The organism is Citrobacter sp. Cb028 (assembly GCF_030336705.1).
Lineage (GTDB): Bacteria > Pseudomonadota > Gammaproteobacteria > Enterobacterales > Enterobacteriaceae > Citrobacter > Citrobacter braakii.
Window position 1 is genome coordinate 41,937 of sequence record NZ_JAOWCZ010000025.1, and the last position, 24,683, is coordinate 66,619.

20 protein-coding genes are annotated in these 24,683 nt (G+C 53.9%); 12 read left to right on the forward strand and 8 right to left on the reverse strand.

Features of this window, described 5'->3' with window-relative positions; all coding sequences use genetic code 11:
* Window positions 1–108: 108 nt before the first annotated feature.
* The 3 genes from degS to zapG form a co-directional block, all read right to left on the reverse strand.
* Complete coding sequence (gene degS, locus OGV75_RS02415) at window positions 109–1,176, reverse strand: outer membrane-stress sensor serine endopeptidase DegS (protein ID WP_003025154.1); 1,068 nt, start codon at window positions 1,174–1,176, stop codon at window positions 109–111.
* 89 nt (window positions 1,177–1,265) lie between these two features.
* The gene (degQ, locus tag OGV75_RS02420; protein ID WP_200013972.1) at window positions 1,266–2,633 is read right to left on the reverse strand and encodes a serine endoprotease DegQ; all 1,368 of its coding nucleotides are present in this window, start codon (window positions 2,631–2,633) and stop codon (window positions 1,266–1,268) included.
* Between the two features lie 168 nt (window positions 2,634–2,801).
* On the reverse strand, window positions 2,802–3,200 hold the full coding sequence (zapG, locus tag OGV75_RS02425; RefSeq protein ID WP_003025147.1) for a Z-ring associated protein ZapG: 399 nt from the start codon (window positions 3,198–3,200) through the stop codon (window positions 2,802–2,804).
* Window positions 3,201–3,392: 192 nt separating this feature from the next.
* Between zapG and zapE the strand changes: the two genes are divergently transcribed.
* From zapE to sspB, 5 genes are all read left to right on the forward strand, one after another.
* Window positions 3,393–4,520, forward strand: a complete 1,128-nt coding sequence (gene zapE, locus OGV75_RS02430) for a cell division protein ZapE (protein ID WP_047358535.1) — start codon at window positions 3,393–3,395, stop codon at window positions 4,518–4,520.
* A 218-nt stretch (window positions 4,521–4,738) separates the two neighbouring features.
* On the forward strand, window positions 4,739–5,167 hold the full coding sequence (gene rplM / locus OGV75_RS02435) for a 50S ribosomal protein L13 (RefSeq protein ID WP_003025141.1): 429 nt from the start codon (window positions 4,739–4,741) through the stop codon (window positions 5,165–5,167).
* A 15-nt stretch (window positions 5,168–5,182) separates the two neighbouring features.
* Window positions 5,183–5,575 carry a 30S ribosomal protein S9 gene (rpsI, locus tag OGV75_RS02440; protein WP_003025138.1) on the forward strand — a complete coding sequence of 131 codons (393 nt, stop codon included), beginning with the start codon at window positions 5,183–5,185 and terminating at the stop codon, window positions 5,573–5,575.
* A 316-nt stretch (window positions 5,576–5,891) separates the two neighbouring features.
* A complete protein-coding gene (gene sspA, locus OGV75_RS02445; protein WP_003025132.1) occupies window positions 5,892–6,530 on the forward strand; it encodes a stringent starvation protein SspA in 639 nt (212 codons plus the stop codon).
* Window positions 6,531–6,535: 5 nt separating this feature from the next.
* Window positions 6,536–7,039, forward strand: a complete 504-nt coding sequence (gene sspB / locus OGV75_RS02450; protein ID WP_016154706.1) for a ClpXP protease specificity-enhancing factor — start codon at window positions 6,536–6,538, stop codon at window positions 7,037–7,039.
* Window positions 7,040–7,082: 43 nt separating this feature from the next.
* Here the strand turns inward: sspB and dcuC are convergent, their stop codons facing one another.
* Window positions 7,083–8,450 carry an anaerobic C4-dicarboxylate transporter DcuC gene (gene dcuC / locus OGV75_RS02455; protein WP_016154705.1) on the reverse strand — a complete coding sequence of 456 codons (1,368 nt, stop codon included), beginning with the start codon at window positions 8,448–8,450 and terminating at the stop codon, window positions 7,083–7,085.
* A gap of 359 nt (window positions 8,451–8,809) precedes the next feature.
* Between dcuC and nanR the strand changes: the two genes are divergently transcribed.
* The 6 genes from nanR (at window position 8,810) to nanQ (ending at window position 14,309) form a co-directional block, all read left to right on the forward strand.
* Window positions 8,810–9,601, forward strand: a complete 792-nt coding sequence (gene nanR, locus OGV75_RS02460) for a transcriptional regulator NanR (RefSeq protein ID WP_286480318.1) — start codon at window positions 8,810–8,812, stop codon at window positions 9,599–9,601.
* A 134-nt stretch (window positions 9,602–9,735) separates the two neighbouring features.
* Entirely contained in the window at window positions 9,736–10,629 is an 894-nt protein-coding gene (nanA, locus tag OGV75_RS02465; protein WP_286480319.1) for an N-acetylneuraminate lyase, read from the forward strand.
* 116 nt (window positions 10,630–10,745) lie between these two features.
* Window positions 10,746–12,236 (forward strand): sialic acid transporter NanT, encoded by a 1,491-nt coding sequence (gene nanT / locus OGV75_RS02470; RefSeq protein WP_016154702.1) that lies wholly within the window; start codon window positions 10,746–10,748, stop codon window positions 12,234–12,236.
* Between the two features lie 47 nt (window positions 12,237–12,283).
* Entirely contained in the window at window positions 12,284–12,973 is a 690-nt protein-coding gene (locus tag OGV75_RS02475; protein ID WP_103284287.1) for an N-acetylmannosamine-6-phosphate 2-epimerase, read from the forward strand.
* On the forward strand, window positions 12,970–13,839 hold the full coding sequence (nanK, locus tag OGV75_RS02480; RefSeq protein ID WP_286480321.1) for an N-acetylmannosamine kinase: 870 nt from the start codon (window positions 12,970–12,972) through the stop codon (window positions 13,837–13,839). Before OGV75_RS02475 ends, nanK begins: the two co-directional genes overlap by 4 nt.
* A 2-nt stretch (window positions 13,840–13,841) precedes the next feature.
* Window positions 13,842–14,309: an N-acetylneuraminate anomerase gene (nanQ, locus tag OGV75_RS02485; protein ID WP_286480322.1), complete on the forward strand. Its 468-nt coding sequence runs from the start codon at window positions 13,842–13,844 to the stop codon at window positions 14,307–14,309.
* A 60-nt stretch (window positions 14,310–14,369) separates the two neighbouring features.
* Here nanQ and OGV75_RS02490 read toward each other — a convergent pair whose 3' ends face one another.
* The 4 genes from OGV75_RS02490 to gltB all read right to left on the reverse strand — a co-directional run bounded on the left by OGV75_RS02490 (window position 14,370) and on the right by gltB (window position 22,967).
* Window positions 14,370–15,650: a cytosine deaminase gene (locus OGV75_RS02490; RefSeq protein ID WP_016157577.1), complete on the reverse strand. Its 1,281-nt coding sequence runs from the start codon at window positions 15,648–15,650 to the stop codon at window positions 14,370–14,372.
* Window positions 15,640–16,890 (reverse strand): cytosine permease, encoded by a 1,251-nt coding sequence (gene codB / locus OGV75_RS02495; RefSeq protein ID WP_016154697.1) that lies wholly within the window; start codon window positions 16,888–16,890, stop codon window positions 15,640–15,642. The genes OGV75_RS02490 and codB overlap by 11 nt, the downstream gene beginning before the upstream one ends.
* Before the next feature lie 185 nt (window positions 16,891–17,075).
* Window positions 17,076–18,494: a glutamate synthase small subunit gene (locus OGV75_RS02500; RefSeq protein ID WP_016154696.1), complete on the reverse strand. Its 1,419-nt coding sequence runs from the start codon at window positions 18,492–18,494 to the stop codon at window positions 17,076–17,078.
* Between the two features lie 12 nt (window positions 18,495–18,506).
* Window positions 18,507–22,967: a glutamate synthase large subunit gene (gene gltB, locus OGV75_RS02505; protein ID WP_049040924.1), complete on the reverse strand. Its 4,461-nt coding sequence runs from the start codon at window positions 22,965–22,967 to the stop codon at window positions 18,507–18,509.
* A gap of 684 nt (window positions 22,968–23,651) precedes the next feature.
* On the opposite strand from gltB, the gene mnmL reads away from it, so the two are divergent.
* Window positions 23,652–24,581, forward strand: coding sequence for a tRNA modification radical SAM protein MnmL/YtqA (mnmL, locus tag OGV75_RS02510; protein WP_137352392.1), 930 nt, complete (start codon window positions 23,652–23,654; stop codon window positions 24,579–24,581).
* The last annotated feature ends 102 nt before the right edge of the window (window positions 24,582–24,683 follow it).

Below are 24,683 nucleotides of genomic sequence, written 5' to 3' on the forward strand. Positions count from 1 at the left end.
GGCCGGATGGCGGTGTTTAACGCTTTATCCGTCCTACAAATATCGCGAATTTGACGCATAAAAAAACCGGAGCTATCTCCGGTTTTTTTACATCATTTCGTTTGTGATTTAGTTTGTAGCCGGGTATTCCTGAATCGTTACCTGCAGCGTCAACTGCTTGTCATCACGCATCACGACAACAGAGATAACCGAACCTGGGCGAATCTCTGCCACCTGGTCCATGGTTTCCAGCGCAGATACTGCCGGTTTGTTATTGACCGAAATAATCAGATCGTTAACCTGAATTCCTGCCTGCGCAGCCGGACCGTCTGGAGCCACTTCGTTAACCACAATCCCCTGAATTTGATCCATCCCGCCGCCCTGGGCGTGCAGTGGCGCAATTTCGCGACCGCTGATGCCGATGTAGCCACGAATCACGCGCCCGTCACGAATCAGCTTATCCATGATTTTGGTTGCCAACTGAAACGGAATAGCAAAGCCGATCCCTTCCGGGGTTTCGCCATCGTTGCTCTTATCAAATGACAGCGTGTTAATACCCATTAACTCGCCCAGCGAGTTGACCAACGCGCCGCCGGAGTTGCCGTGGTTGATGGAGGCATCTGTTTGCAGGAAGTTTTGCCGTCCAGTCGGGTTCAGGCCAATACGACCGGTGGCGCTGATAATCCCCTGAGTGATGGTTTGCCCAAGGTTGTACGGGTTACCAATAGCGAGGACGACATCGCCGATGTGCGGCACGCGTTTGTTATTAATTGGAATTGTCGGCAGTCCGCCAGTCGCGTTGATTTTCAGCACCGCAAGATCGGTTAACGTATCAGAACCCACTAGCAGCGCTTCGAATACACGCCCATCCTGCAACGCGACGATGATTTGGTCGGCATCATTAATGACGTGCTTATTGGTAATGATATAGCCGCGCTGATCCATGATAACGCCTGAGCCGAGTGTGCGGATCTCAAGCTGGTTATGCGCTGTGCTGTTCATACTACGGTTATAAACGTTAACGACGGCAGGCGCTGCACGGCGAACCGCCGGGTTATAGCTGGCGGGCGTTTCATCTGCACTGTCGAACTGTGGCGCGGTAAGCGTATTTATTTTTCGCAGAGAGGGCATCGCGGCCAGCAGAATAGCGCCGACGATTAAACCAATCGCGACCGAACGTAAAAGCTTCACAAACATGATGGCGGCGTCATTAATAAAGGGAACGGCAGCAGCATATCACGAGTTTACCGGACATCACACGGGAGGCTGATGTCCGGTTGCATGCGTTAACGCAGGAGCAGGTAAATACTCTCGTTACCGCGCACTACCTGCAGAGCGATGATCGACGGTTTCGTTTCCAGCACTTTACGCATTTCGGCGATCGAGTTTACACGATCGCGGTTAACGCCAATGATAACGTCATCTTTATGCAGACCGGCCTGCGCGGCTGGGCTGCTTTTTTCAACGTTATCAATTTTGATGCCTTTGGTGCCGTCTTTAAGCTGACCGTCACTGAGCGTAGCCCCTTGCAACGCAGGAGCAATCATCTCCGCGCTGGCGGACGATGATGTACTGGTATCCAGGGTTACTTCAACCTCCAGCGGTTTACCGTTACGCAGCAGGCCCAGTTTGACTTTGGTCCCTGGTTCGGTTGTCGCTATGCGCGAACGCAGTTCGGCGAAGCTGTTGAGCGGTTTGCCGTTGAGGCTGGTAATGACGTCACCAGACTTCACACCTGCTTTTGCGGAGCCAGAGTTAGGCAGAACCTCGCTGACAAACGCGCCGCGCTGCACGTCCAGTTTGAACGCTTTGGCGATATCGGCGGTCATTTCGGTGCCTTTAATTCCCAGCAGACCACGTTTGATTTCACCAAACTGCATCAGTTGCTGCGCCAGCGTGCGTGCCATATTGCTCGGGATCGCAAAACCAATACCGATGCTACCGCCGCCGGGGGCCAGAATCGCGGTGTTAATGCCAATCAGCTCACCATTGAGGTTAAGCAACGCGCCGCCGGAGTTACCCCGGTTGATGGAGGCATCGGTCTGAATAAAGTTTTCCAGACCTTCCAGGTTCAACCCGCTGCGACCTAAAGCCGATACGATGCCGGAGGTGGCCGTTTGCCCCAAACCAAACGGGTTACCCACGGCCACCGCGAAATCACCGACGCGGAGTTTGTCGGAGTCGGCAATGGCAATTTGCGTCAGGTTGCTGGGGTGTTGAATTTGCAGCAGAGCGATATCGCTCTGGTCGTCGCTGCCGATAAGCTTAGCGTCGAACTCACGGCCATCGTTAAGCTGAACGCTGATTTTTTGCGCCTGATTGATGACGTGATTATTGGTCAGGACGTAGCCTTTGGCGGCATCAATGATGACCCCGGAACCCAGCCCTTCAAAAGGTTGTGCAGGTTGATCGGGAAGTTCATCACCAAAAAACTTTTTGAACTCTTCCGGGACTTTCTGCCCCTGAGCGGCGGTGCCTTCGACCCTTACGCTCACCACGGCAGGTAACACTTTCTCCAGCATCGGGGCGAGGCTGGGGAGCGCAGCCTGACCGGGAACCTGGCCGGGAATCGACGCTATGGCTGGGAATGGCGCCGAGAGAGTTAACCCGACACTTAACGCTAATGCACTCAACAGCTGGGTTTGTTTTTTCATGGATCCTGCTCTCGTACCTTGAGTAAACGGAAGATGATTCAAAACAGTTTGATGTTATTGAATTTTCGGTTTGGTCACAATGAGGCTAACGACTAAATAATAGCTGGGACAGGAAGAGAAGCGGAGGGCGCAATTGCTGCGCCCAATAAATTTCTTAACGATGTGCAGTTAGTCGCGCTTTGCGCCACTACGCAGCAGGCCAGATGCGCCTTCAGAATAGTCTCGCGGCATCTGAACCGGCGCCTGATCGTTACCCGCTTCGGACTCTGCCAGACGATTACGGAACGGATTATTTTCCGGTGACATACCCGGCAGCAGGTTGCTGGAGCTTTTCGCCATATGCTGGTAGATCTGACGATAATCGTCCGCCATGTTATCCAGCAGTTCAGCGCTGCGGGCAAAGTGGCTCACCAGCTCTTCGCGGTACTCTTCCAGCTCAGCTTTATTTTTTTCCAGTTCGTACTGCAATGCCTGCTGTTGGCGTAATTTACGATTACCAAAACGCATGGCTACAGCACCAATAATGATACCGACGACTAACCCAATTAGCGCATATTCCCAGGTCATGAACATCTCCCGTTGTCTTGTGTTTCCGTAGGGTGTTGGCTTTAGGCTCCATGCCTGCGGCTGATTATGCCACTATAACCGCTAATCCCGTAGAAGTGGAATCCCGTGTTTATATCACGTAATGTAGAACGGCCTTTTTTTCGTCAACCGTGAGCGACGGCACATCGATTCTCAAGGAATAACAATAACATCATGCAAAGCCTTTCCCCGACATCGCGTTACCAGCAAGCCCTCAAAGACGGCAGTCATCAGCCCGACAACGTACAACAAGAAGCAGTGAATCGACTGGAAACAATTTTCCAGGCGCTTTCGACGCCAGCACGTCCTGCGCCGCAGGAGAGCGGACTGATGGCGCGTTTTGGCAAATTGCTGGGAAAGCGCGAGTCACCGACCAACGCGCCAGTGCGTGGTCTGTATATGTGGGGCGGAGTCGGGCGAGGAAAAACGTGGCTGATGGATCTGTTCTTCCATAGCCTGCCGGGCGGGCGTAAACAGCGTTTGCACTTTCATCGTTTTATGCTGCGCGTCCATGAAGAGCTTACGGCCCTGCAGGGGCAGAGCGATCCGCTGGAAATCATTGCCGACCGCTTTAAGGCCGAAACGGACGTGCTGTGCTTTGACGAATTTTTTGTTTCTGACATCACCGACGCTATGCTGCTCGGCGGTCTGATGAAGGCGCTGTTTGCCCGTGGTATTACGCTGGTGGCAACCTCCAATATTCCGCCTGATGAGCTGTATCGCAACGGTTTGCAACGCACGCGCTTTCTTCCTGCCATTGATGCCATCAAACAGCATTGTGACATCATGAATGTCGATGCTGGCGTCGATTATCGTCTGCGCACCTTAACGCAGGCGCATTTGTGGTTGTCGCCACTGAATGAGGAAACCCGCCAGCAGATGGACAAGCTCTGGCTGGCATTAGCGGGAACGAAAAGTGAACATGCGCCGACGCTGGAGATCAATCATCGTCCGATGCAGACGCTGGCCGTCGAAAACCAAACGCTGGCGGTGTCGTTCACCACGCTCTGTGTCGATGCACGTAGTCAGCATGACTACATTGCGCTATCGCGTTTGTTTCATACGGTGCTGTTGTCTGATGTGCCGGTCATGACGACGCTGATGGAGAGCGAAGCGCGGCGTTTTATCGCACTGGTGGATGAGTTCTACGAACGCCACGTTAAGCTAGTGGTCAGTGCGGCCTCACCACTTTATGAAATTTATCAGGGCGAGCGTCTGAAGTTTGAATTTCAGCGTTGTTTGTCGCGTTTGCAGGAGATGCAAAGCGAAGAGTATCTGAAGCGGGAACATTTAGCCGGTTAAACCTGCTGCAAATCACATAAAGGGGTCGATCTTTGACCCTGACTTCTCTATAATCTTGCGACCCCACGTTACGAGAGAGTTTTTTTCCCAAAACTTTCTATGCGCCGGCATAGGCTATTCGAAGGGGTAGGTTTGCTGGACAATGTCGTGTGAACCTCAACTGACAAAACGTTTGGGTGTTCACCAACGTGTAACTTATTTATTTGGGTAAGCTTTTAATGAAAACTTTTACAGCTAAACCAGAAACCGTAAAACGCGACTGGTATGTTGTTGACGCGACCGGTAAAACTCTGGGCCGTCTGGCTTCCGAACTGGCTCTGCGCCTGCGCGGTAAGCACAAAGCGGAATATACTCCGCACGTAGATACCGGTGATTACATCATCGTTCTGAACGCTGACAAAGTTGCTGTAACTGGCAACAAGCGTACTGACAAAGTGTACTATCACCACACCGGTCACATCGGCGGTATCAAACAAGCGACCTTTGAAGAGATGATTGCTCGCCGTCCTGAGCGTGTGCTTGAAATCGCGGTTAAAGGCATGCTGCCAAAAGGCCCGCTGGGTCGTGCTATGTTCCGTAAACTGAAAGTTTACGCTGGCAACGAGCACAACCACGCGGCACAGCAACCGCAAGTTCTTGACATCTAATCGGGATTATAGGCAATGGCTGAAAATCAATACTACGGCACTGGTCGCCGCAAAAGTTCCGCAGCTCGCGTTTTCATCAAACCGGGCAGTGGTAAAATCGTAATCAACCAACGTTCTCTGGAACAGTACTTCGGTCGTGAAACTGCCCGCATGGTAGTTCGTCAGCCGCTGGAACTGGTCGACATGGTTGAGAAACTGGATCTGTACATCACTGTTAAAGGTGGTGGTATCTCTGGTCAGGCTGGTGCGATCCGTCACGGTATCACCCGCGCTCTGATGGAGTACGACGAATCCCTGCGTGGCGAACTGCGTAAAGCTGGCTTCGTTACCCGTGATGCTCGTCAGGTTGAACGTAAGAAAGTCGGTCTGCGTAAAGCACGTCGTCGTCCTCAGTTCTCCAAACGTTAATTGTACTCTGCTTCGGCAGACAACAATTTGCGAAAAAACCCGCTTCGGCGGGTTTTTTTATCGTTACTGCTCTCCGTATAACCACGGTAATCCGCTGATTGCCACCTCTTTTTCCCCATTTCAAGAATCGACTCACCACAAAGGTCACAAAATCTGGTAAACTATCATCCAATTTTCTGCCCAAATGTCCGGTATCGTTCATTTTTTGTTTGTATTTTGAACAGTAATGGCTTTCCCGAATATGGGTGACATCACTTCTGGCTGGCCACTTAGTGGCTGGTAGCAGTAAAAATTCTGAATATACCTGGAGGTTTTCATGGCTGTCGCTGCCAACAAACGTTCGGTAATGACGCTGTTTTCTGGTCCTACTGACATCTATAGCCATCAGGTCCGCATTGTGCTGGCTGAGAAAGGTGTTAGTTTCGAGATTGAGCATGTGGAGAAGGACAATCCACCGCAGGATCTGATCGACCTCAACCCGAATCAGAGCGTACCGACACTGGTGGATCGTGAGCTGACCCTGTGGGAATCTCGCATCATTATGGAATACCTGGATGAGCGCTTCCCGCATCCGCCGCTGATGCCGGTTTACCCGGTTGCGCGTGGTGAAAGCCGCCTGTACATGCAGCGTATTGAAAAAGACTGGTACACGCTGATGAACGTCATCGTGAACGGTTCTGCTTCTGAAGCCGAAGTCGCGCGTAAGCGTCTGCGCGAAGAACTGCTGGCAATTGCACCAGTATTTGGCCAGAAACCTTACTTCCTGAGCGACGAGTTCAGCCTGGTAGACTGCTACCTGGCGCCGCTGCTGTGGCGTTTACCGCAGCTGGGCATTGAATTCAACGGTGCAGGTTCGAAAGAACTGAAAGGGTACATGACTCGCGTCTTTGAACGTGATTCTTTCCTGGCTTCTCTGACTGAGCCTGAACGTGAAATGCGTCTGGGCCGGGGTTAACCTGTATGGATTTGCCACAGCTAACACCACGCCGTCCGTATCTGCTGCGCGCATTCTATGAGTGGTTGTTAGACAACCAGCTTACGCCGCACCTGGTGGTGGATGTGACGCTTCAGGACGTGCAGGTTCCTATGGAATATGCGCGTGATGGGCAAATTGTTCTGAATATCGCACCGCGTGCGGTGGGTAACCTGGAACTGGCTAACGATGAAGTGCGCTTTAACGCGCGCTTCGGTGGTGTGCCGCGTCAGGTTTCTGTACCGCTGGCGGCAGTTCTGGCAATTTATGCTCGTGAAAATGGCGCCGGTACTATGTTCGAGCCGGAAGCCGCCTACGACGAAGATGTCGCCAGCTTAAATGATGACGACAACGACGCACCTGGTTTTGAGAGTGAAACGGTCATGTCGGTCATTGATGGCGATAAGCCTGACAATGGCGACGACAACGATCCGGATGACACTCCGCCGCCGCCTCGCGGTGGGCGTCCAGCGCTACGCGTAGTGAAATAAAAAACAGGCCCTTTGGGGCCTGTTCTGTTTTCTGCCTTCGGGATCAGTAAAACAGCGTGATGGTGACTATCATATTGACCACAAATCCCACTGCCATCGGGATGGCCGTACGTTTTACCACTTCAAAGGGCGATACGCCCGCAATACCTGATGTCACCACAATGACCGCTGTAATGGGGGATACCGCCCGGGCCAGCGTAGTAGCAAAATGCATCGGCATAATCATCACTACCGCAGGAATATGTAGTCCGGCGGCAATATCTGGAATCAGGCTGGCAAAAGACATAAACGGCGCGTTACCTGACCCCATGACAATCGCACAGGCGGCAATGACCACGGCCATGATGATCATCACGCCGATACCGCCAAGGCCGGAATGCTCTGCACCTTTTATTACAGCGTCGACAGTCCCGATAGTCGTCAACCCTTTCGCAAAGATCTCACCGGCGACCACCAGCGTGACAACGTTGGCAAACTGGGTTCCCATGCCGTCAAAGAAGGCCTGCACGTCATCCATCGTTTCGCGCAGATTATGTTTATGCAGGAACTCGACAAACATCGTCAGCGTCATGCTCATCAGCATGACCACCACCAGATTCAGCTCTGTTTTCATTAACCCCATATGTGCCAGGGCAAGCGAGCCCAACATCAGAAGCAGCGGCATGACGGGTAGAATGGCGTAATAGAGAGGTGGCACGTTTTCCAGCGTCTTTTGTTCAGCGAATCCGTTGCTTTCCGGGAATGCTTTTTTATCAAACTGCCGCTGAACGAAAAAATGTGCAATAGCGACGGCGACGATAACGCACGATGCGACGGGTAACTGATAGTGAAAGAAGTAGGTAGCGATTTTCATGCCCGCCACCTGCGCGGCAAAAATAGAGTTGGTTTCCAGAATGCCCCATTCAATTGACATTGAAGTGGCAATGACCGCCACCGCGGATAAACGGCTCACGCCAAGACTGACCAGCGTCGGGAACAGCGTCACCATCAGCAGCATGCCTAACCCGGAAGCGCTGGTGATGAACTGCGCCATGATCTGACCAATCACATAGGTGGCGGCAAGAACAACATAGGGTGAGCGGATTAGCTTAAGCGGGCGGCTTAACAGGCTAACCATCGCTCTGCTGGCCCCCATCCTGTCCATATAACGGGCATAACCACCTACCGCCATGATTGATAACCCTAGTCCGGCCGCCCGATTGGAAAGCATACGCAGAATTTCGTTGTAAATATCGACCAGTAGATAGCCGCTGCTCTTGTCGTTAGCGACCAGCGCACCGTAGCCTAGCCAGACGCCGCAGATCATCAGGAAGATCCCCGCGGCTGCCAGCACTACCTGCGGTTTGTAGTTTTTGAGGATCAGGTAACCCATCGTTAATAAAACGATGACAGAGATAATGATGCCGAACATTGTTTCACTCCATGCCAGAGAAGAAGATAAATCCGGTAATAACGCTGTTGTCCAAACGGATGTTATATTTTTTCGGGCGATTTTTATGGAGTGAATATCTTATTTTTAATTCGATGTTTAAATTATTTATCGTTATAAAATAGATGGTTATGATAATTTATCACGTTCATATTCATAAATTTCACGAAGCGAATATGATTGTTTTCAATTAAAGATAAGCTGAATGTTTTAGCGTAACAAAATATCCGGATGCGTTAGACCGCCAATAAGCCCGACAGTCTGATTGACCATCATTTCACCCTGCTTTCGATCCTGTGTTAGGATAAACCCGCTGTTATTTGTCACCACGACTTAGCTGAATGGGCCCTATGAACGCATTTGATTCGCAAGCTGAAGACTCTCCATCCACCATTGGCCGTAGCTTACGCAGCCGCCCGCTGGCGCGTAAAAAGCTGTCTGAAATGGTTGAAGAAGAACTGGAGCAGATGATTCGTCGTCGGGAATTTGGCGAGGGCGAACAGTTGCCGTCTGAGCGGGAGCTGATGGCCTTCTTTAACGTGGGCCGTCCTTCTGTACGAGAAGCGCTGGCAGCGTTAAAACGCAAAGGTCTGGTGCAAATCAACAATGGCGAGCGCGCCCGCGTTTCGCGTCCTTCAGCTGATACCATTATCAGCGAGCTGTCCGGTATGGCGAAAGATTTCCTCGCGCATCCCGGCGGTATTGCCCACTTCGAACAGCTGCGACTGTTCTTTGAATCCAGCCTGGTACGATACGCCGCAGAACATGCGACGGATGAGCAAATCGACAGACTGGCGAAAGCACTGGAGATCAACAGCGAGTCGCTCGATGACAATACGCTGTTCATTCGCTCGGACGTTGATTTTCACCGCATACTGGCGGAGATCCCGGGCAATCCCATCTTTATGGCTATCCATGTTGCGCTGTTAGACTGGCTAATTGCCGCCCGTCCGACCGTAGCCGACCAAGAGTTGTATGAGCACAATAACGTGAGTTATCAGCAGCATATCGCTATTGTCGACGCGATTCGTCAGCGCGACCCTGAGGAAGCTGACCGCGCACTGCAAGAACATCTCAACAGCGTTTCCGCTACCTGGCACGCCTTTAGCAAAAGTAAAAAATTGCGTAAGTAATCGCGATCCTGACGATCGTTTAGTGAGGCAGATCGCACTATAAGCGTTCTGTATTGTATTGCTGCTTATTTGATCTGGTATAACAGGTATAAAGGTATGCAGTCAGATAACACTAATCATCATCAGAGGTAGCTATGGCAAGAGATTTAAAAGGCGTAATGCCAGCGTTGTTAACCCCATTCGATAGCCAACAGCGACTGGACATTGAGAGCCTGCGCCGCCTGGTGCGTTTCAACATTGGGCAAGGGATCGACGGGCTGTATGTCGGTGGGTCTACGGGTGAGGCATTTGTCCAAAACCGCGTTGAGAGAGAGCAGGTACTGGAAATTGTTGCCGAAGAAGCGAAAGGCAAGGTGACGCTGATCGCTCACGTTGGCACAGTGAGTACCGAAGAGAGCCAACAGCTGGCGAGTGCCGCGCATCGCTACGGCTTTGATGCGGTTTCAGCCGTCACACCGTTTTACTATCCGTTCAGTTTTGAAGAGCACTGCAATCACTACCGCGCAATTATTGATTCCGCTGATGGCTTGCCGATGGTGGTCTATAACATCCCGGCGCTGAGCGGCGTAAAACTGACGCTGGATCAGATCAACACGCTGGTGACGTTGCCGGGCGTTGGCGCGCTGAAGCAAACCTCAGGCGATCTCTATCAGATGGAACAGATCCGCCGCGCTCACCCCGATCTGGTGCTTTATAACGGTTATGACGAGATCTTCGCTTCTGGTCTGCTGGCGGGCGCTGATGGCGGTATCGGTAGCACTTACAACATTATGGGATGGCGTTATCAGGGAATTGTGAAAGCGCTCAAAGAAGGCGACATCCGGACGGCGCAAAAGCTGCAAACCGAGTGCAATAAGGTTATCGATCTGCTCATTAAGGTTGGCGTGTTCCGCGGCCTGAAGACGGTATTGCACTATATGGACGTGGTTTCTGTTCCGCTGTGCCGTAAACCATTTGCCCCGGTAGATGAACAATATCTGCCGGAACTGAAAGCGCTGGCCCAGCAATTAATGCTGGAACGCGACTGATCGGACGCCGGATAGCACAATGCTTATCCGGCCTGCAAAAACAAGACTCGTAGGCCGGATAAGGCGAATCCGCCATCCGGCACCACAACGAAAATAAAGATCGTCGGGAGAGTAAAATGAGTACTTCTACCCAGAGCATCCCGTGGTATCGCCATCTCAATCGGGCGCAATGGCGGGCATTTTCCGCCGCCTGGCTGGGATATTTGCTTGATGGTTTTGATTTTGTATTAATCGCCCTTGTGCTGACGGAAGTACAAGGCGAATTCGGACTGACGACGGTGCAGGCGGCCAGTCTGATCTCGGCCGCTTTTATCTCCCGCTGGTTTGGCGGGTTAATGCTGGGCGCGATGGGAGACCGTTATGGACGCCGCCTGGCGATGGTCACCAGTATCATTCTGTTCTCTGTGGGGACGCTGGCCTGCGGATTCGCGCCGGGCTACACCACCATGTTTATCGCCCGCCTGGTTATCGGTATGGGGATGGCTGGTGAGTACGGCTCCAGCGCAACTTATGTTATTGAAAGCTGGCCCAGGCACCTGCGAAACAAAGCCAGCGGCTTCCTGATTTCCGGCTTCTCTGTAGGCGCAGTGATCGCCGCGCAGGTCTACAGCCTGGTGGTCCCGGTCTGGGGATGGCGCGCGCTGTTCTTCATCGGCATTTTGCCGATTATCTTCGCCCTCTGGCTGCGTAAAAATATTCCGGAAGCGGAAGACTGGAAAGAGAAACACGAAGGCAAAGCGCCGGTACGCACGATGGTGGACATTCTCTACCGGGGCGAACATCGGGTTATTAATATTGTGATGACTCTCGCCGCCGCAACCGCGCTGTGGTTCTGCTTTGCAGGCAACCTGCAAAATGCGGCTATCGTGGCGGTCCTTGGCCTGATATGCGCGTTTATCTTCATTAGTTTTATGGTGCAAAGCAGCGGGAAACGCTGGCCGACGGGCGTCATGCTGATGGTGGTTGTGCTGTTTGCCTTCCTTTACTCATGGCCGATTCAGGCGCTGCTGCCAACCTATCTGAAAACCGAATTGCTGTATGACCCTTCCACTGTCGCCAGGGTGCTCTTCTTTAGCGGCTTTGGCGCGGCGGTCGGTTGTTGCGTCGGTGGTTTTCTTGGCGACTGGCTGGGCACGCGTAAGGCCTATGTCTGCAGTCTGCTGGCTTCGCAGTTGCTGATTATTCCAGTATTTGCGATTGGCGGCTCAAACGTCTGGGTACTGGGTTTACTGCTGTTTTTCCAGCAAATGCTCGGTCAGGGGATCTCCGGGATCTTACCCAAACTGATTGGCGGCTATTTCGATACCGACCAGCGTGCGGCGGGTCTGGGCTTCACCTACAACGTGGGTGCACTGGGCGGGGCGCTGGCACCGATCATCGGTGCGCTGATTGCCCAACGACTGGATCTGGGCACCGCGTTGGGATCGCTCTCTTTCGGCCTGACATTTGTGGTGATCCTGCTGATTGGTCTCGATATGCCGTCTCGCGTACAGCGCTGGCTGCGGCCTGAAGCATTGCGTACGCATGATGCCATTGATGGCAAACCGTTTAGCGGGGCCGTGCCGTTCGGCGGTGACAAAAGCACCATGGTGAAATCCAAAAGTTAATCCGTTTGCCCGGTCCTGCACCGGGCAATAGTCATAAGGGAATAAGCATGTCGTTACTTGAACAACTGGATATCAAGATTGCCGCGAACGGCGGGCTGATTGTCTCCTGCCAGCCTGTTCCTGACAGCCCGTTAGATAAACCGGAAATTGTTGCGGCGATGGCGCTGGCCGCGGAACAGGCTGGCGCGGTGGCGTTACGCATTGAAGGGGTGGAAAACCTGAAAGCGACCAGGGCGGTAGTTTCGGTGCCGATTATCGGCATTCTCAAACGTGACCTTGATGACTCTCCGGTCCGCATCACCGCATATCTGGAGGATGTTGATGCGCTGGCGCAGGCAGGCGCTGACATCATCGCCATCGACGGTACCGATCGCGTACGTCCGGTACCTGTAGAAACCTTACTGGCACGTATTCATCATTACCAACGCCTTGCGATGGCTGACTGTTCGTCCATGGCGGATGGCATGGCCTGCCAGAAACTCGGTGCCGAAATCATTGGCACTACCCTTTCTGGTTATACCACGCCAGAAACGCCCGAAGAACCGGATCTGGCTCTGGTGAAGTCTTTAAGCGACGCGGGTTGTCGGGTGATTGCTGAAGGACGTTACAACACGCCAGCGCAGGCCGCTGAGGCGATGCGTCATGGCGCATGGGCGGTGACAGTCGGCTCAGCCATTACCCGGCTGGAGCACATTTGCCAGTGGTACAACACAGCGCTTAAAAAGGCGGTGCTATGACCACGCTGTCGATTGATATTGGCGGCACCAAACTGGCTGTCGCACTGGTAGACAGCAGCCTGCAAATTCAAGAGCATCATGAATTGCCGACGCCCGCCAGCAAAACACCGGATGCTCTGCGTGCCGCGTTACAAGCACTGGTTGCGTCGCTACAGGGGCAGGCAACGCGGGTGGCGATCGCCTCAACGGGGATTATCCGCGACGGTTCTCTACTGGCGCTGAACCCGCACAACCTCGGCGGGCTGCTGCATTTTCCTCTGGTGCAAACGCTAGAAGATCTCACCGCTTTGCCGACGCTGGCAGTCAATGACGCGCAGGCCGCGGCGTGGGCTGAGTATCATGCGCTTGGCGGCGAGTACCGCGATATGGTGTTTATCACCGTCTCCACCGGTGTAGGCGGCGGGGTGGTAAGTGATGGGAAGCTGCTGACCGGGATTGGCGGTCTGGCCGGGCACCTGGGACATACGCTGGCTGATCCGCATGGGCCGGTGTGCGGTTGCGGGCGTGTGGGTTGTGTCGAGGCGATCGCTTCCGGTCGTGGGATCGCGGCGGCTGCCGAAGGCGCGCTTGCTGGATGCGACGCCAAAACCATTTTTAGCCGCGCCGGGCAGGGTGATGAGCAGGCCAGTCGGTTGATCCATCGTTCGGCACGTACTTTGGCAAGGCTTGTCGCCGATGTGAAGGCCACGATCGATTGCCAGATTGTGGTGATTGGCGGCAGCGTGGGGCTGGCAGAAGGGTATCTGGCGCTGGTGGAGAACTATCTGGCACAAGAACCTTCGGCTTACCACGTAGAGTTACGGGCGGCGCATTACCGTCATGACGCTGGATTACTGGGGGCCGCGCTGTTGGCCCAGGGAGATTGATTATGATGTCAGATGAGTTGCGTTCATTGCCTTCTGCCGGATTACATCCGGTTTTGCAGCAGGCGTTAACGCTGGCTGTTGCGGCGAATCCGCAGGAGAAAACGCCAGGGCGCTACGAGTTGCAGGGCGATAATATTTTTATGAATGTTATGCAATTTGCAACGCAGAGCCCAGAGCAAAAGAAAGCGGAACTGCACAGGGAATACATTGATATTCAGGTGCTGTTATCCGGTGAAGAACGCATTCTGTTCGGGATGACTGATTCTGCTCGTCAGTGCGAAGAGATGCTCGTTGAGGATGATTATCAGCTGTGTAGCCAGATTGCCGATGAGCAGGCGATGGTACTGAAGCCGGGAAGATTTGTGATTTTTATGCCGGGCGAGCCGCATAAGCCGGGCTGCGTGGTACAGGCTCCGATGGACATCAAAAAGGTGGTGATCAAGGTGCGCGCCAGTTTATTACACACCTGACGATGAGAGTGACGGTGTCGGATGGCAAGGCTTGCGCCATCCGACACCGGATATTACAACCTAGCGCTTAAACGTCACCGCTTCCGGCTGCGTCAGATGCAGCGTCGTTTGGCTCGGCACAGTCTCGGCAATGATTCGCCCGTGACGAATGGAATAACGTGCAGGCGTCTGGCGACGAACCGCGTCAAACCCATTCTCTGCCGGTAAAATCACCAGGTTCGCGGAATTCCCCACGCTCAGACCGTAGTCCTGCAGGTGCAGGGTTTTCGCGCTGTGGGTGGTGATCAGATTCAGGCCATCGTTAATTTGTCCGTATCCCATCAGCTGACACACATGTAACCCCATGTGCAGTACCTGCAGCATATTCGCGGTGCCCAGCGGATACCACGGATCGAAGACGTCATCATGGCCGAAGCAGACGTTGATCTCTGCCTCCAGCATCTCTTTGACGCGTGTAACGCCGCGGCGTTTAGGATACGTGTCAAAGCGCCCTTGCAGGTGAATATTCACCAGTGGATTCGCGACAAAGTTAATGCCGGACATTTTCAACAGGCGGAAAAGACGGGAAGCATACGCGCCGTTATAGGAGTGCATTGCCGTAGTATGGCTGGCGGTCACGCGCTCGCCCATATTGTCGCGATGGGCCAGCGCCGCGACGGTTTCAACAAAGCGTGATTGCTCATCGTCAATTTCGTCACAGTGCACGTCGATAAGTCTGTCGTATTTTTGCGCGAGGGCGAAAATTTTGTGCAACGACTCCACGCCATATTCACGCGTAAATTCAAAGTGGGGGATAGCGCCAATGACGTCGGCCCCCAAACGCACGGCTTCCTCTAATAACGCTTCACCGTTGGGATAAGAAAGAATGCCCTCTTGCGGGAACGCGACAATCTGTAGCTCTACCCACGGAGCGACTTCTTGCTTCACCTCCAGCATGGCTTTCAGCGCGGTCAGCGTTGGGTCGGAAACATCAACGTGAGTGCGGACATACTGGATGCCGTTGGCCATCTGCCACTTAAGAGTCTGCATGGCGCGCGCTTTCACGTCATCGTGAGTGAGCATTGCCTTACGTTCGGCCCAGCGCTCAATGCCTTCAAATAACGTACCAGACTGGTTCCAGCTCGGCTCCCCCGCGGTTTGCGTGGTATCCAGGTGGATATGTGGCTCTACGAACGGTGGGATTGCCAGGCCACCTTCGGCATCAAGCACTTCCCCCTGCGGCAACGTAGCGGCGTCCTGAGCCTCAATTCGGCTGAAGCGTCCGTTTTCAACCGTGAGCTGCCACAATCCTTCGCGTCCCTGTAAACGCGCCTGACGAATGGTGATGTTATTATTCTGCATGGCTGACCTCTGGTGATTTAGCAAGGCTGCGATTGAAAAGTGGGTTCAGCAGGATATAGCTGAATACGCCGCCGAGTACGGCGTTGACGGGTACAATACCGGGAATATAGTGACCGGCGGCAATGCCCAGTGCAACGGACAGGATAGCTATCCAGTTTACGGAAATAAATTGTGCTTTGCTGAAGTCGGCATATCGGCGATGGTTCAGCAGATAGTCGGCGATAATCACTCCACCAATTGGAGGAATCGCTGCCGACAAAAATGTCAGCCAACCGACAAAGTTATTGTAAAGCCACAGTGCGCACAGTGTGCCGATAATACCGTTAGCCACCGACAGCGAACGGCTGGAAAGGCCGGTAATATTGGCAAATCCCAAACCTGAAGCGTAGAGCGCATTGTCGTTGGTGGTCCAGATATTCAGGCCGAGCACCACAATCGCGGGCAGCAGCAGGCCCTGAGCAATCATCACGTCAGAGATGTCCGCCTGTCCAACAGCGGCGGCACCCGCAGCGCCGAAGATAAACATCAACGAGTTGCCAAGGAAAAATGCCACCATGGCAATCAGTACCGCACCTTTGGCGTTGCGGCCAAAGCGGACAAAGTCGGCGGTTAACGTGCCTGCGCTGATAAATGAGCCGACCACCAGCGCCAGTGCGGTTGAGAAATTCAGCGGTGTCTGCGGCACTATCGCTTTTAAATGGTCTAAACCGCCAACATCGCTCACCGCCAGCCAGACGGAGTAGCTGCCAAGAACGACGATGGCAGGTACGGCGATGATAGATAAAACGGTCAGCGCCGAGATGCCAAAAAAGATAGTCAGGGTCATCAACAGACCGGAAACCGCAATCAGAACATTGACGTCAATCCCCGTCGCTTTGCCAACCGGGATAGCAAACATGGCCACACCAACGCCAAACCAGCCTACCTGTGTACCGCCTAAGAGCAGTGAGGGAAGCCATGAACCTTTCAAACCAAATGAGTAACGTGCCAGAAGGTGGGTTGAGAGCCCTGTTTTTGCGCCGATAAAACCGAGAAATGCAGTGTAAATACCGAGGAGAAGATTACCGAAGAGAACTGCAAGGAAGAAATCATTATAGGAAAGACCGGTACCGAGTGTGCCACCGGTCCACATACTGGCGGAAAAAAATGTGAGTCCCAACATGACAAACGTTAGTGGAATCACGCCCTTCCGCGCCGCCAGAGGGACGGGGCCCTGGCTATAATTGTTGTCCTGCGACACAACGCCTCCATGAATTTTGCCCAAAAAATCCGCCGCATAATATACAGTTCTCAGAATAAAGCAAACGTTTCCGTATGTTTTTTTAGTTCTCTTTCACGGTGTTGATAGAGGGGAGGGGGCAGGGGTATTGCGAGGAATCTGGCATCTCATCAGCGTTTGAAGATGAGATGCCAGAAGACGCTTACTTACACTTCCAGGTAGTTCAGGATACCGTCTGCCGCTTTACGACCTTCGGCAATCGCGGTGACTACAAGATCCGAACCACGCACGATGTCGCCACCAGCGAAGATTTTTGGGTTGCTGGTCTGGAAGGCGTTATCGCTGCGTTCCGGAGCAATAATACGGCCCTGAGAATCCAGCTCGACGCTGTGCTCTTTCAGCCACTCCATACTGTGCGGGCGGAAGCCAAACGCCAGTACCACCGCATCAGCTGGAACAACGTGCTCGGAACCGGCGACGATCTCCGCGCGGCGACGACCCTTCGCATCCGGTTCGCCCATTTCGGTGCGCGCCATTTTCACGCCGCACACTTTACCGTTGGCATTCACTTCCACGCCTAAAGGCTGGACGTTGAACTGGAACTCGACGCCTTCTTCACGCGCGTTTTTCACCTCGCGTTTGGAACCCGGCATGTTCTCTTCGTCGCGGCGATAGGCGCAGATTACGTGTGCCGCGTTCTGGCGAACCGAGGTCCGCACGCAGTCCATCGCGGTATCGCCACCGCCGAGAACAACGACGCGTTTGCCTTCCATGCTGATGTACGGCTCGTCACTGCTTTCGCCAAATCCCATCAACTGTTTGGTATTGGCGATCAGGAACGGCAGGGCATCAAATACGCCGGAAGCGTCTTCGTTTTCCAGCCCACCGCGCATCGACTGATAGGTACCTACGCCAAGGAACACGGCATCGTAATCCTTCAGCAGATCGTTAAGCTGCACGTCGCGGCCCACTTCCACGTTTAGTTTGAACTCAATGCCCATACCGGTGAAGATTTCACGGCGACGGGTCATGACCTCTTTCTCCAGCTTGAATGCCGGGATCCCGAAGGTCAGCAGACCGCCGATTTCCGGGTGGCGGTCAAATACCACCGCCTTCACGCCGTTGCGGGTCAGCACATCAGCACAGGCCAGGCCCGCCGGACCTGCACCGATGATCGCCACGCGCTTGTCCGTCTGGCGAACGCCAGTCATATCCGGACGCCAGCCCATCTCGAACGCTTTATCGTTGATATAGCGCTCTATGTTGCCGATAGTCACCGCACCGAACTCATCGTTTAGCGTGCAGGATCCTTCACAAAGACGATCCTGCGGGCACACTCGGCCACAGACTTCCGGCAGAGTGTTAGTCTGGTGCGACAGTTCTGCCGCTTCAAAAATACGTCCCTCATTCGCCAGCTTAAGCCAGTTCGGGATGTAGTTATGTACCGGGCACTTCCACTCGCAGTACGGGTTGCCGCAGGAAAGACAGCGATCTGCCTGTGCTTTGGCCTGGCCTTCAGAAAACGGCTCGTAGATCTCGATAAATTCGATCTTACGGATCTTCAGCGGTTTCTTCGGTGGATCAACGCGCTGCAGGTCGATAAATTGGTATACGTTCTGACTCATTGCTGCTACCCCTTACTGCGCCTGCACACGCAGCTCTGCTGCGCTACGACTACGGTGACCCAACAGTGCTTTCACATCACTGGATTTCGGTTTTACCAGCGCGAATTTCGCCGAGAATGCTGGCCAGTTCGCCAGGATCTCTTCGCCGTGTGAAGAACCGGTATGTTGTACGTGCTCGGTAATCAGACCGCGCAGGTGTTCCTCATGAATAGCCAGCGAGTCCACGCTCAGTACTTCTACCAGTTCCGGGTTCACGCGTTTGCGGAATTCACCGTCTTCGTCGAGCACGTAGGCGAATCCGCCGGTCATGCCCGCACCGAAGTTGACGCCGGTTTTGCCGAGAATACACACGATGCCGCCGGTCATATATTCACAGCCGTTGTCGCCAATACCTTCAACCACGGTAATAGCGCCGGAGTTACGCACCGCAAAACGCTCACCCGCACGACCCGCAGCAAACAGGCGGCCACCGGTAGCACCATACAGGCAGGTGTTACCAATGATGCTCGCCTCATGGCTACGGAAAGCAGAGCCAACCGGAGGACGCACTGCCAGCAGGCCGCCCGCCATGCCTTTACCGACATAGTCGTTGGCATCGCCTGTCAGATACAGCTCCACGCCGCCCGCGTTCCACACGCCGAAGCTCTGGCCTGCGGTACCGCTGAAGTGCGCTTTAATCGGGTCAGATGCCAGCCCCTGATCGCCATGCGTCTGAGCGATATAGCCCGACAGCGATGCGCCGACGGAACGGTCGGTGTTGCGGATATCGAACCAGAAGGTTTTGCTCTGGCGCTCGTCGACAAACGGTTTCGCCTGCTGTAACAGCTGGGCGTTCAGCACGCCGTTATCAAACGGCGGATTGTTTTCAGTGCAATGCAGCGCTTTACCTGGATGCGGTTCAGCGGTTTCCAGCAGACGAGACAGCTCCAGTTTCTGCTGCTTGGCGGTAAACCCTTCCAGCTCTTTGAGCAGGTCGGTACGACCAATCAGATCCACCAGACGTTTCACGCCCAGTTGCGCCATCAGCTCGCGGGTTTCGCGGGCGATAAATTCAAAGTAGTTAGTCACTTTGAACGGCAGGCCGTGATAGTGGTTCTTACGCAGTTTGTCATCCTGAGTTGCCACGCCGGTTGCGCAGTTGTTCAGATGGCAAATACGCAGGTATTTACAGCCCAGCGCAACCATGGGGCCGGTGCCGAAACCGAAGCTTTCTGCACCCAAAATTGCCGCTTTAATGATATCGACGCCGGTTTTCAGACCGCCATCGACCTGCAGACGGATCTTGTGACGCAGACCGTTAGCCACCAGCGCCTGCTGGGTTTCCACCAGACCGAGTTCCCACGGGCAGCCCGCATATTTCACTGAGGAGAGCGGACTTGCCCCGGTACCGCCGTCGTAACCGGCAATCGTAATCAGGTCCGCGTAGGCTTTCGCCACGCCGGTCGCAATAGTGCCGACGCCCGGTTCGGAAACCAGCTTCACCGAGATCATCGCTTTCGGGTTGACCTGTTTCAGGTCGAAAATCAGCTGCGCTAAGTCCTCGATAGAGTAGATATCGTGGTGTGGCGGTGGGGAGATCAGCGTCACGCCCGGCACCGAATAACGCAGTTTGGCGATGTACGGGGTGACTTTATCACCCGGTAACTGACCGCCTTCGCCCGGCTTCGCGCCTTGAGCGACTTTAATCTGAATGACATCAGCATTGACCAGGTACGCCGGGGTTACGCCAAAGCGACCGGAAGCCACCTGCTTAATGCGCGACACCTTGTTAGTGCCGTAGCGCGCCGGATCTTCGCCGCCTTCACCGGAGTTCGAGTTACCGCCGATGCTGTTCATGGCTTCGGCCAGCGCCTCGTGTGCTTCCGGGCTTAATGCCCCGATAGACATCGCTGCGGTATCAAAGCGTTTAAACAGTTCGGTTGCGGGTTCTACTTCGCTAATGCTTACGGCTTCATCGCCAGGTGTAATCGCCAGCAGATCGCGCAGCGTGGCCGCCGGACGCTCATTGACCAGCTTTGCATATTCCTGATAGTCGCTGTACTCGCCGCTTTGTACTGCCTGTTGCAGCGTGCGCACCACGTCCGGGTTGTAGGCGTGGTATTCGCCGCCGTGGACGTACTTCAGCAAACCGCCCTGGCTGATAGGCTTACGCGCCAGCCAGGCATGTTTGGAGAGGTTCAGCAGATCCTGCTGGAAGTCGGTAAAACCCGCGCCGCTGATGCGACTGACCACGCCCTGGAAGCATAAAGCCACAACATCATCGTGCAGACCAACGGCTTCAAACAGCTTCGAGCAGCGGTAAGAGGCGATGGTCGAGATGCCCATTTTGGACATGATTTTGTACAGACCCTTGTTGATGCCATTACGGTAGTTCAGCATCACGGTCCGGTAATCTTTGGCAATCGCCTGAGTGTCGATCAGACGTCCCAGCGTTTCATACGCCAGATACGGATAAATGGCCGTCGCGCCAAAACCGAGCAGAACGGCAAAATGGTGCGGGTCACGGGCGCTGGCGGTTTCAACGATGATGTTGGCATCGCAACGCAGGCTTTGTTCTACCAGACGTGTTTGTACTGCGCCAACGGCCATCGGTGCCGGAACCGGCAAGCGGTTTTTTGCGATATTACGGTCAGAGAGCACCAGCAGCACCGTGCCGTTACGCACCATCTGTTCAGCCTTATCGCACAATGCTTTGACGGTCTCTTCGAGCGTGGTTTCAGTCACGTCGAAGGTGATATCCAGTCGGTCAGCGCGATAATGCTCCTCTTTCATGGTGGTGAGCTGGGTGAAATCGGAGTACAGCAGGATCGGCGACTTAAAGCTCAGACGGTGCGCCTGACCTTCGGCTTCGCAGAAGACGTTCATCTCACGACCGATGCTGGTGGCCAGCGACATGACGTGCGCTTCACGCAGCGGGTCGATCGGCGGGTTGGTGACCTGGGCAAACTGCTGGCGGAAGTAGTCATAAATGATGCGCGGCTGGCTGGAGAGCACGGCAAACGGGGTATCATCACCCATTGAACCGACCGCTTCCTGACCATTTTCACCGAGCACGCGGATAACGGAATCCAGCTCTTCAGCGCTGTAGTTAAACTGTTTCTGGTAGCTGGCGAGGGTGTCATCGTCCAGTTCACGGCTGCCGACCTGATCGTCAGCCAGGTCTTCGAAAGGCACCAGACGGCGGACGTTCTTCTCCATCCACTCTTTGTAGGGGTGGCGGCTTTTCAGATCGTCATCGGTTTCAGCCGAATGCAGAATGCGCCCGCTGCGGGTATCGATAACCATCAGCTCCCCAGGGCCGACGCGACCTTTCTCAACCACTTCATCCGGCTGATAATCCCAGATCCCGACTTCAGAAGCGCAGGTAATCAGCTTGTCTTTGGTGATGACGTAGCGCGCCGGACGCAGGCCGTTGCGGTCAAGGTTACAGGCGGCAAAGCGACCGTCGGACATAACGATACCCGCCGGACCATCCCACGGCTCCATGTGCATGGAGTTAAAGTCGAAGAACGCGCGCAGCTCCGGGTCCATATCCGGGTTGTTCTGCCAGGCCGGCGGCACCAGTAAACGCATGGCGCGGATGATATCCATCCCGCCAGCCAGCAGCAGTTCCAGCATGTTATCCATTGAGCTGGAGTCGGAGCCGGTTTCGTTAACGAACGGTGCGGCGTCGTGCAGATCAGGGATCAGCGGCGTCTGGAATTTATAGGTACGGGCGCGCGCCCACTGGCGGTTGCCGGTGATGGTGTTGATTTCACCATTGTGCGCCAGGTAGCGAAACGGTTGCGCCAGCGGCCAGCGTGGTACGGTGTTGGTGGAGAAGCGCTGGTGGAACAGGCAGATGGCCGATTCCAGACGCAGGTCCGCCAGGTCCAGGTAAAAGCGCGGCAGATCCGCCGGCATACACAGACCTTTATAGATATTGACCAGGTTCGACAAGCTACAGACATAGAAGTCTTTATCTTCCTGGAGGCGTTTTTCGATACGACGGCGCGCGATGAACAGGCGACGCTCCATATCACGCGGACGCCAGCCCGCAGGGGCATTAACAAAAATTTGCTCGATACGAGGCAGGGAGGAGAGCGCAATTTCACCGAGAACACCTTCGTTAGTCGGCACGTCGCGCCAGCCGACAATCGACAGGGTCTCCTGCTGTAATTCTTCTTCTACAATGCGACGGGAAGCCGCTGCCAGCTCAGCGTCTTTATTTAAAAAGATCATGCCGACGGCGTAGTTTTTAGCTAAACGCCAGCCGCGCTCTTGCGCTACGATGCGGAAAAAGCGGTCAGGTTTTTGTAACAGCAGGCCGCAACCATCGCCGGTTTTTCCATCGGCAAGAATTGCGCCACGGTGCTGCATGCGGGCCAGTGCGTGTATGGCGGTACGCACTACCTTGTGGCTAGGTTCGCCTTCTATGTGGGCGATCAGGCCGAAACCACAGTTATCCCTCTCAAGGGATTTATCGTACAACATATCAGTGAACCTCCCCAGGCTCTGCGGGATTCCCATCTGGACCGTTGCGCACGGGCACACCAAGAGCATGGCGACGGGGTTTGCGTGTCATACGCTTACCTCGCATTCGCCCTCTTTATCCTTTTCGCACAGGTCAAACAAGTTTGAGGACTTGCTTCAGAGGGAATCTCAATTACTGCATAAATATGATGAGCAGACTGCTCATCCAGAAAGCTTCCAGCGGATTTCCAAGTTATCGGGAATCCACACACAGGTCAAATGGCAATCTTATTTATGCAAAAATGTGCTATCGGGTAATTAACTTTATGAAAATATTGAAATAAAAGGGTTTTATACATTGATATAACCTGAGGAGGATGCCCTGGGAAGTGTGATCTGTCTCACTGTAAGAGAGGCCGGATATCTCTCGTCCTCCCTTTGTTTATCGATATACTTGGCATTTTATGCTGGTTTTTAGAGTTTTAGCGTCTTAAAGATACTGTTTTTACGCTGAGAGTATAAGAAGATAAAAAAAACAGCTGGATATAAGGAAAAGTAATTATATTTTGAGTGAATGGAATTTCGATTATTTTGATTTGTTATGCAATAAATAAAGGCTCGCCAGGGCGATTGATCCAGGTCATCGCCGACTGGGGCAAAAAATGGCAGGCTTTGGCCTCTTTTCAAGGCGCGGTCTACCAGATTATGCAGTTACAGAAATTAGTCAATATGTTTGGTGGGGATCTTTCTCGCCGTTATGGGCAAAAGGTTCATAAACTCACGCTGCACGGCGGATTTAGCTGTCCAAACCGTGATGGCACCATCGGACGCGGCGGATGTACTTTCTGTAATGTCGCCTCGTTTGCCGATGAAGCACAGCAGCACCATTCAATTGCCGAGCAGCTTGAGCATCAGGCGCAGTTGGTCAATCGCGCCAGACGCTATCTGGCCTATTTCCAGGCTTATACCAGCACCTTCGCGGAAGTACAGGTGCTGCGTTCGATGTATCAACAGGCGGTCAGCCAGGCCAACATCGTTGGGTTATGCGTTGGGACGCGCCCCGACTGCGTGCCGGATGCGGTACTCGATCTGCTTTGTGAGTATAAAGACCTCGGCTATGAGGTATGGCTGGAGCTCGGTCTGCAAACTGCGCATGACAAAACTCTGCACCGGATTAACCGCGGCCATGATTTTGCCTGCTATCAGAACACCACGCGGCTGGCGCGCGAGCGCGGGCTGAAAGTGTGCTCACACCTGATTGTTGGCCTGCCGGGAGAAGGACAGGCAGACTGTCTGCAAACCATGGAACGTGTGGTGGAGACGGGCGTTGACGGTATTAAGCTGCATCCGCTGCATATTGTGAAAGGCAGTACGATGGCAAAGGCCTGGGAAGCCGGACGTCTGCACGGAATTGAACTGGATGACTACACGGTTACCGCCGGGGAGATGATCCGCCATACGCCGCCAGAGGTGATTTATCATCGAATCTCTGCCAGCGCGCGTCGCCCAATGCTGTTGGCTCCGCTATGGTGTGAAAACCGCTGGACCGGGATGGTCGAACTGGATCGCTATCTCAATGCTCATGGTGTTCAAGGCTCTGCGCTTGGCACTCCGTGGATTCAGCCTGGGAGCTAACCATCCGGCAATCTGCGCCTGCTTGCCTGATGACGCTACGCTTATCAGGCCCACGTTGAATCTCTCCTCGGTCATTTCACCGATAACCTCCGCATTTCTTGC

What these genes read in the sequence shown, in the direction of transcription:
- degS (WP_003025154.1), bottom strand. Translation starts at nt 1,176, where the DNA reads ATGTTTGTGAAGCTTTTACGTTCGGTCGCGATTGGTTTAATCGTCGGC.
- degQ (WP_200013972.1), bottom strand. Translation starts at nt 2,633, where the DNA reads ATGAAAAAACAAACCCAGCTGTTGAGTGCATTAGCGTTAAGTGTCGGG.
- zapG (WP_003025147.1), bottom strand. Translation starts at nt 3,200, where the DNA reads ATGACCTGGGAATATGCGCTAATTGGGTTAGTCGTCGGTATCATTATT.
- zapE (WP_047358535.1), top strand. Translation starts at nt 3,393, where the DNA reads ATGCAAAGCCTTTCCCCGACATCGCGTTACCAGCAAGCCCTCAAAGAC.
- rplM (WP_003025141.1), top strand. Translation starts at nt 4,739, where the DNA reads ATGAAAACTTTTACAGCTAAACCAGAAACCGTAAAACGCGACTGGTAT.
- rpsI (WP_003025138.1), top strand. Translation starts at nt 5,183, where the DNA reads ATGGCTGAAAATCAATACTACGGCACTGGTCGCCGCAAAAGTTCCGCA.
- sspA (WP_003025132.1), top strand. Translation starts at nt 5,892, where the DNA reads ATGGCTGTCGCTGCCAACAAACGTTCGGTAATGACGCTGTTTTCTGGT.
- sspB (WP_016154706.1), top strand. Translation starts at nt 6,536, where the DNA reads ATGGATTTGCCACAGCTAACACCACGCCGTCCGTATCTGCTGCGCGCA.
- dcuC (WP_016154705.1), bottom strand. Translation starts at nt 8,450, where the DNA reads ATGTTCGGCATCATTATCTCTGTCATCGTTTTATTAACGATGGGTTAC.
- nanR (WP_286480318.1), top strand. Translation starts at nt 8,810, where the DNA reads ATGGGCCCTATGAACGCATTTGATTCGCAAGCTGAAGACTCTCCATCC.
- nanA (WP_286480319.1), top strand. Translation starts at nt 9,736, where the DNA reads ATGGCAAGAGATTTAAAAGGCGTAATGCCAGCGTTGTTAACCCCATTC.
- nanT (WP_016154702.1), top strand. Translation starts at nt 10,746, where the DNA reads ATGAGTACTTCTACCCAGAGCATCCCGTGGTATCGCCATCTCAATCGG.
- OGV75_RS02475 (WP_103284287.1), top strand. Translation starts at nt 12,284, where the DNA reads ATGTCGTTACTTGAACAACTGGATATCAAGATTGCCGCGAACGGCGGG.
- nanK (WP_286480321.1), top strand. Translation starts at nt 12,970, where the DNA reads ATGACCACGCTGTCGATTGATATTGGCGGCACCAAACTGGCTGTCGCA.
- nanQ (WP_286480322.1), top strand. Translation starts at nt 13,842, where the DNA reads ATGATGTCAGATGAGTTGCGTTCATTGCCTTCTGCCGGATTACATCCG.
- OGV75_RS02490 (WP_016157577.1), bottom strand. Translation starts at nt 15,650, where the DNA reads ATGCAGAATAATAACATCACCATTCGTCAGGCGCGTTTACAGGGACGC.
- OGV75_RS02500 (WP_016154696.1), bottom strand. Translation starts at nt 18,494, where the DNA reads ATGAGTCAGAACGTATACCAATTTATCGACCTGCAGCGCGTTGATCCA.
- gltB (WP_049040924.1), bottom strand. Translation starts at nt 22,967, where the DNA reads ATGTTGTACGATAAATCCCTTGAGAGGGATAACTGTGGTTTCGGCCTG.
- mnmL (WP_137352392.1), top strand. Translation starts at nt 23,652, where the DNA reads ATGCAGTTACAGAAATTAGTCAATATGTTTGGTGGGGATCTTTCTCGC.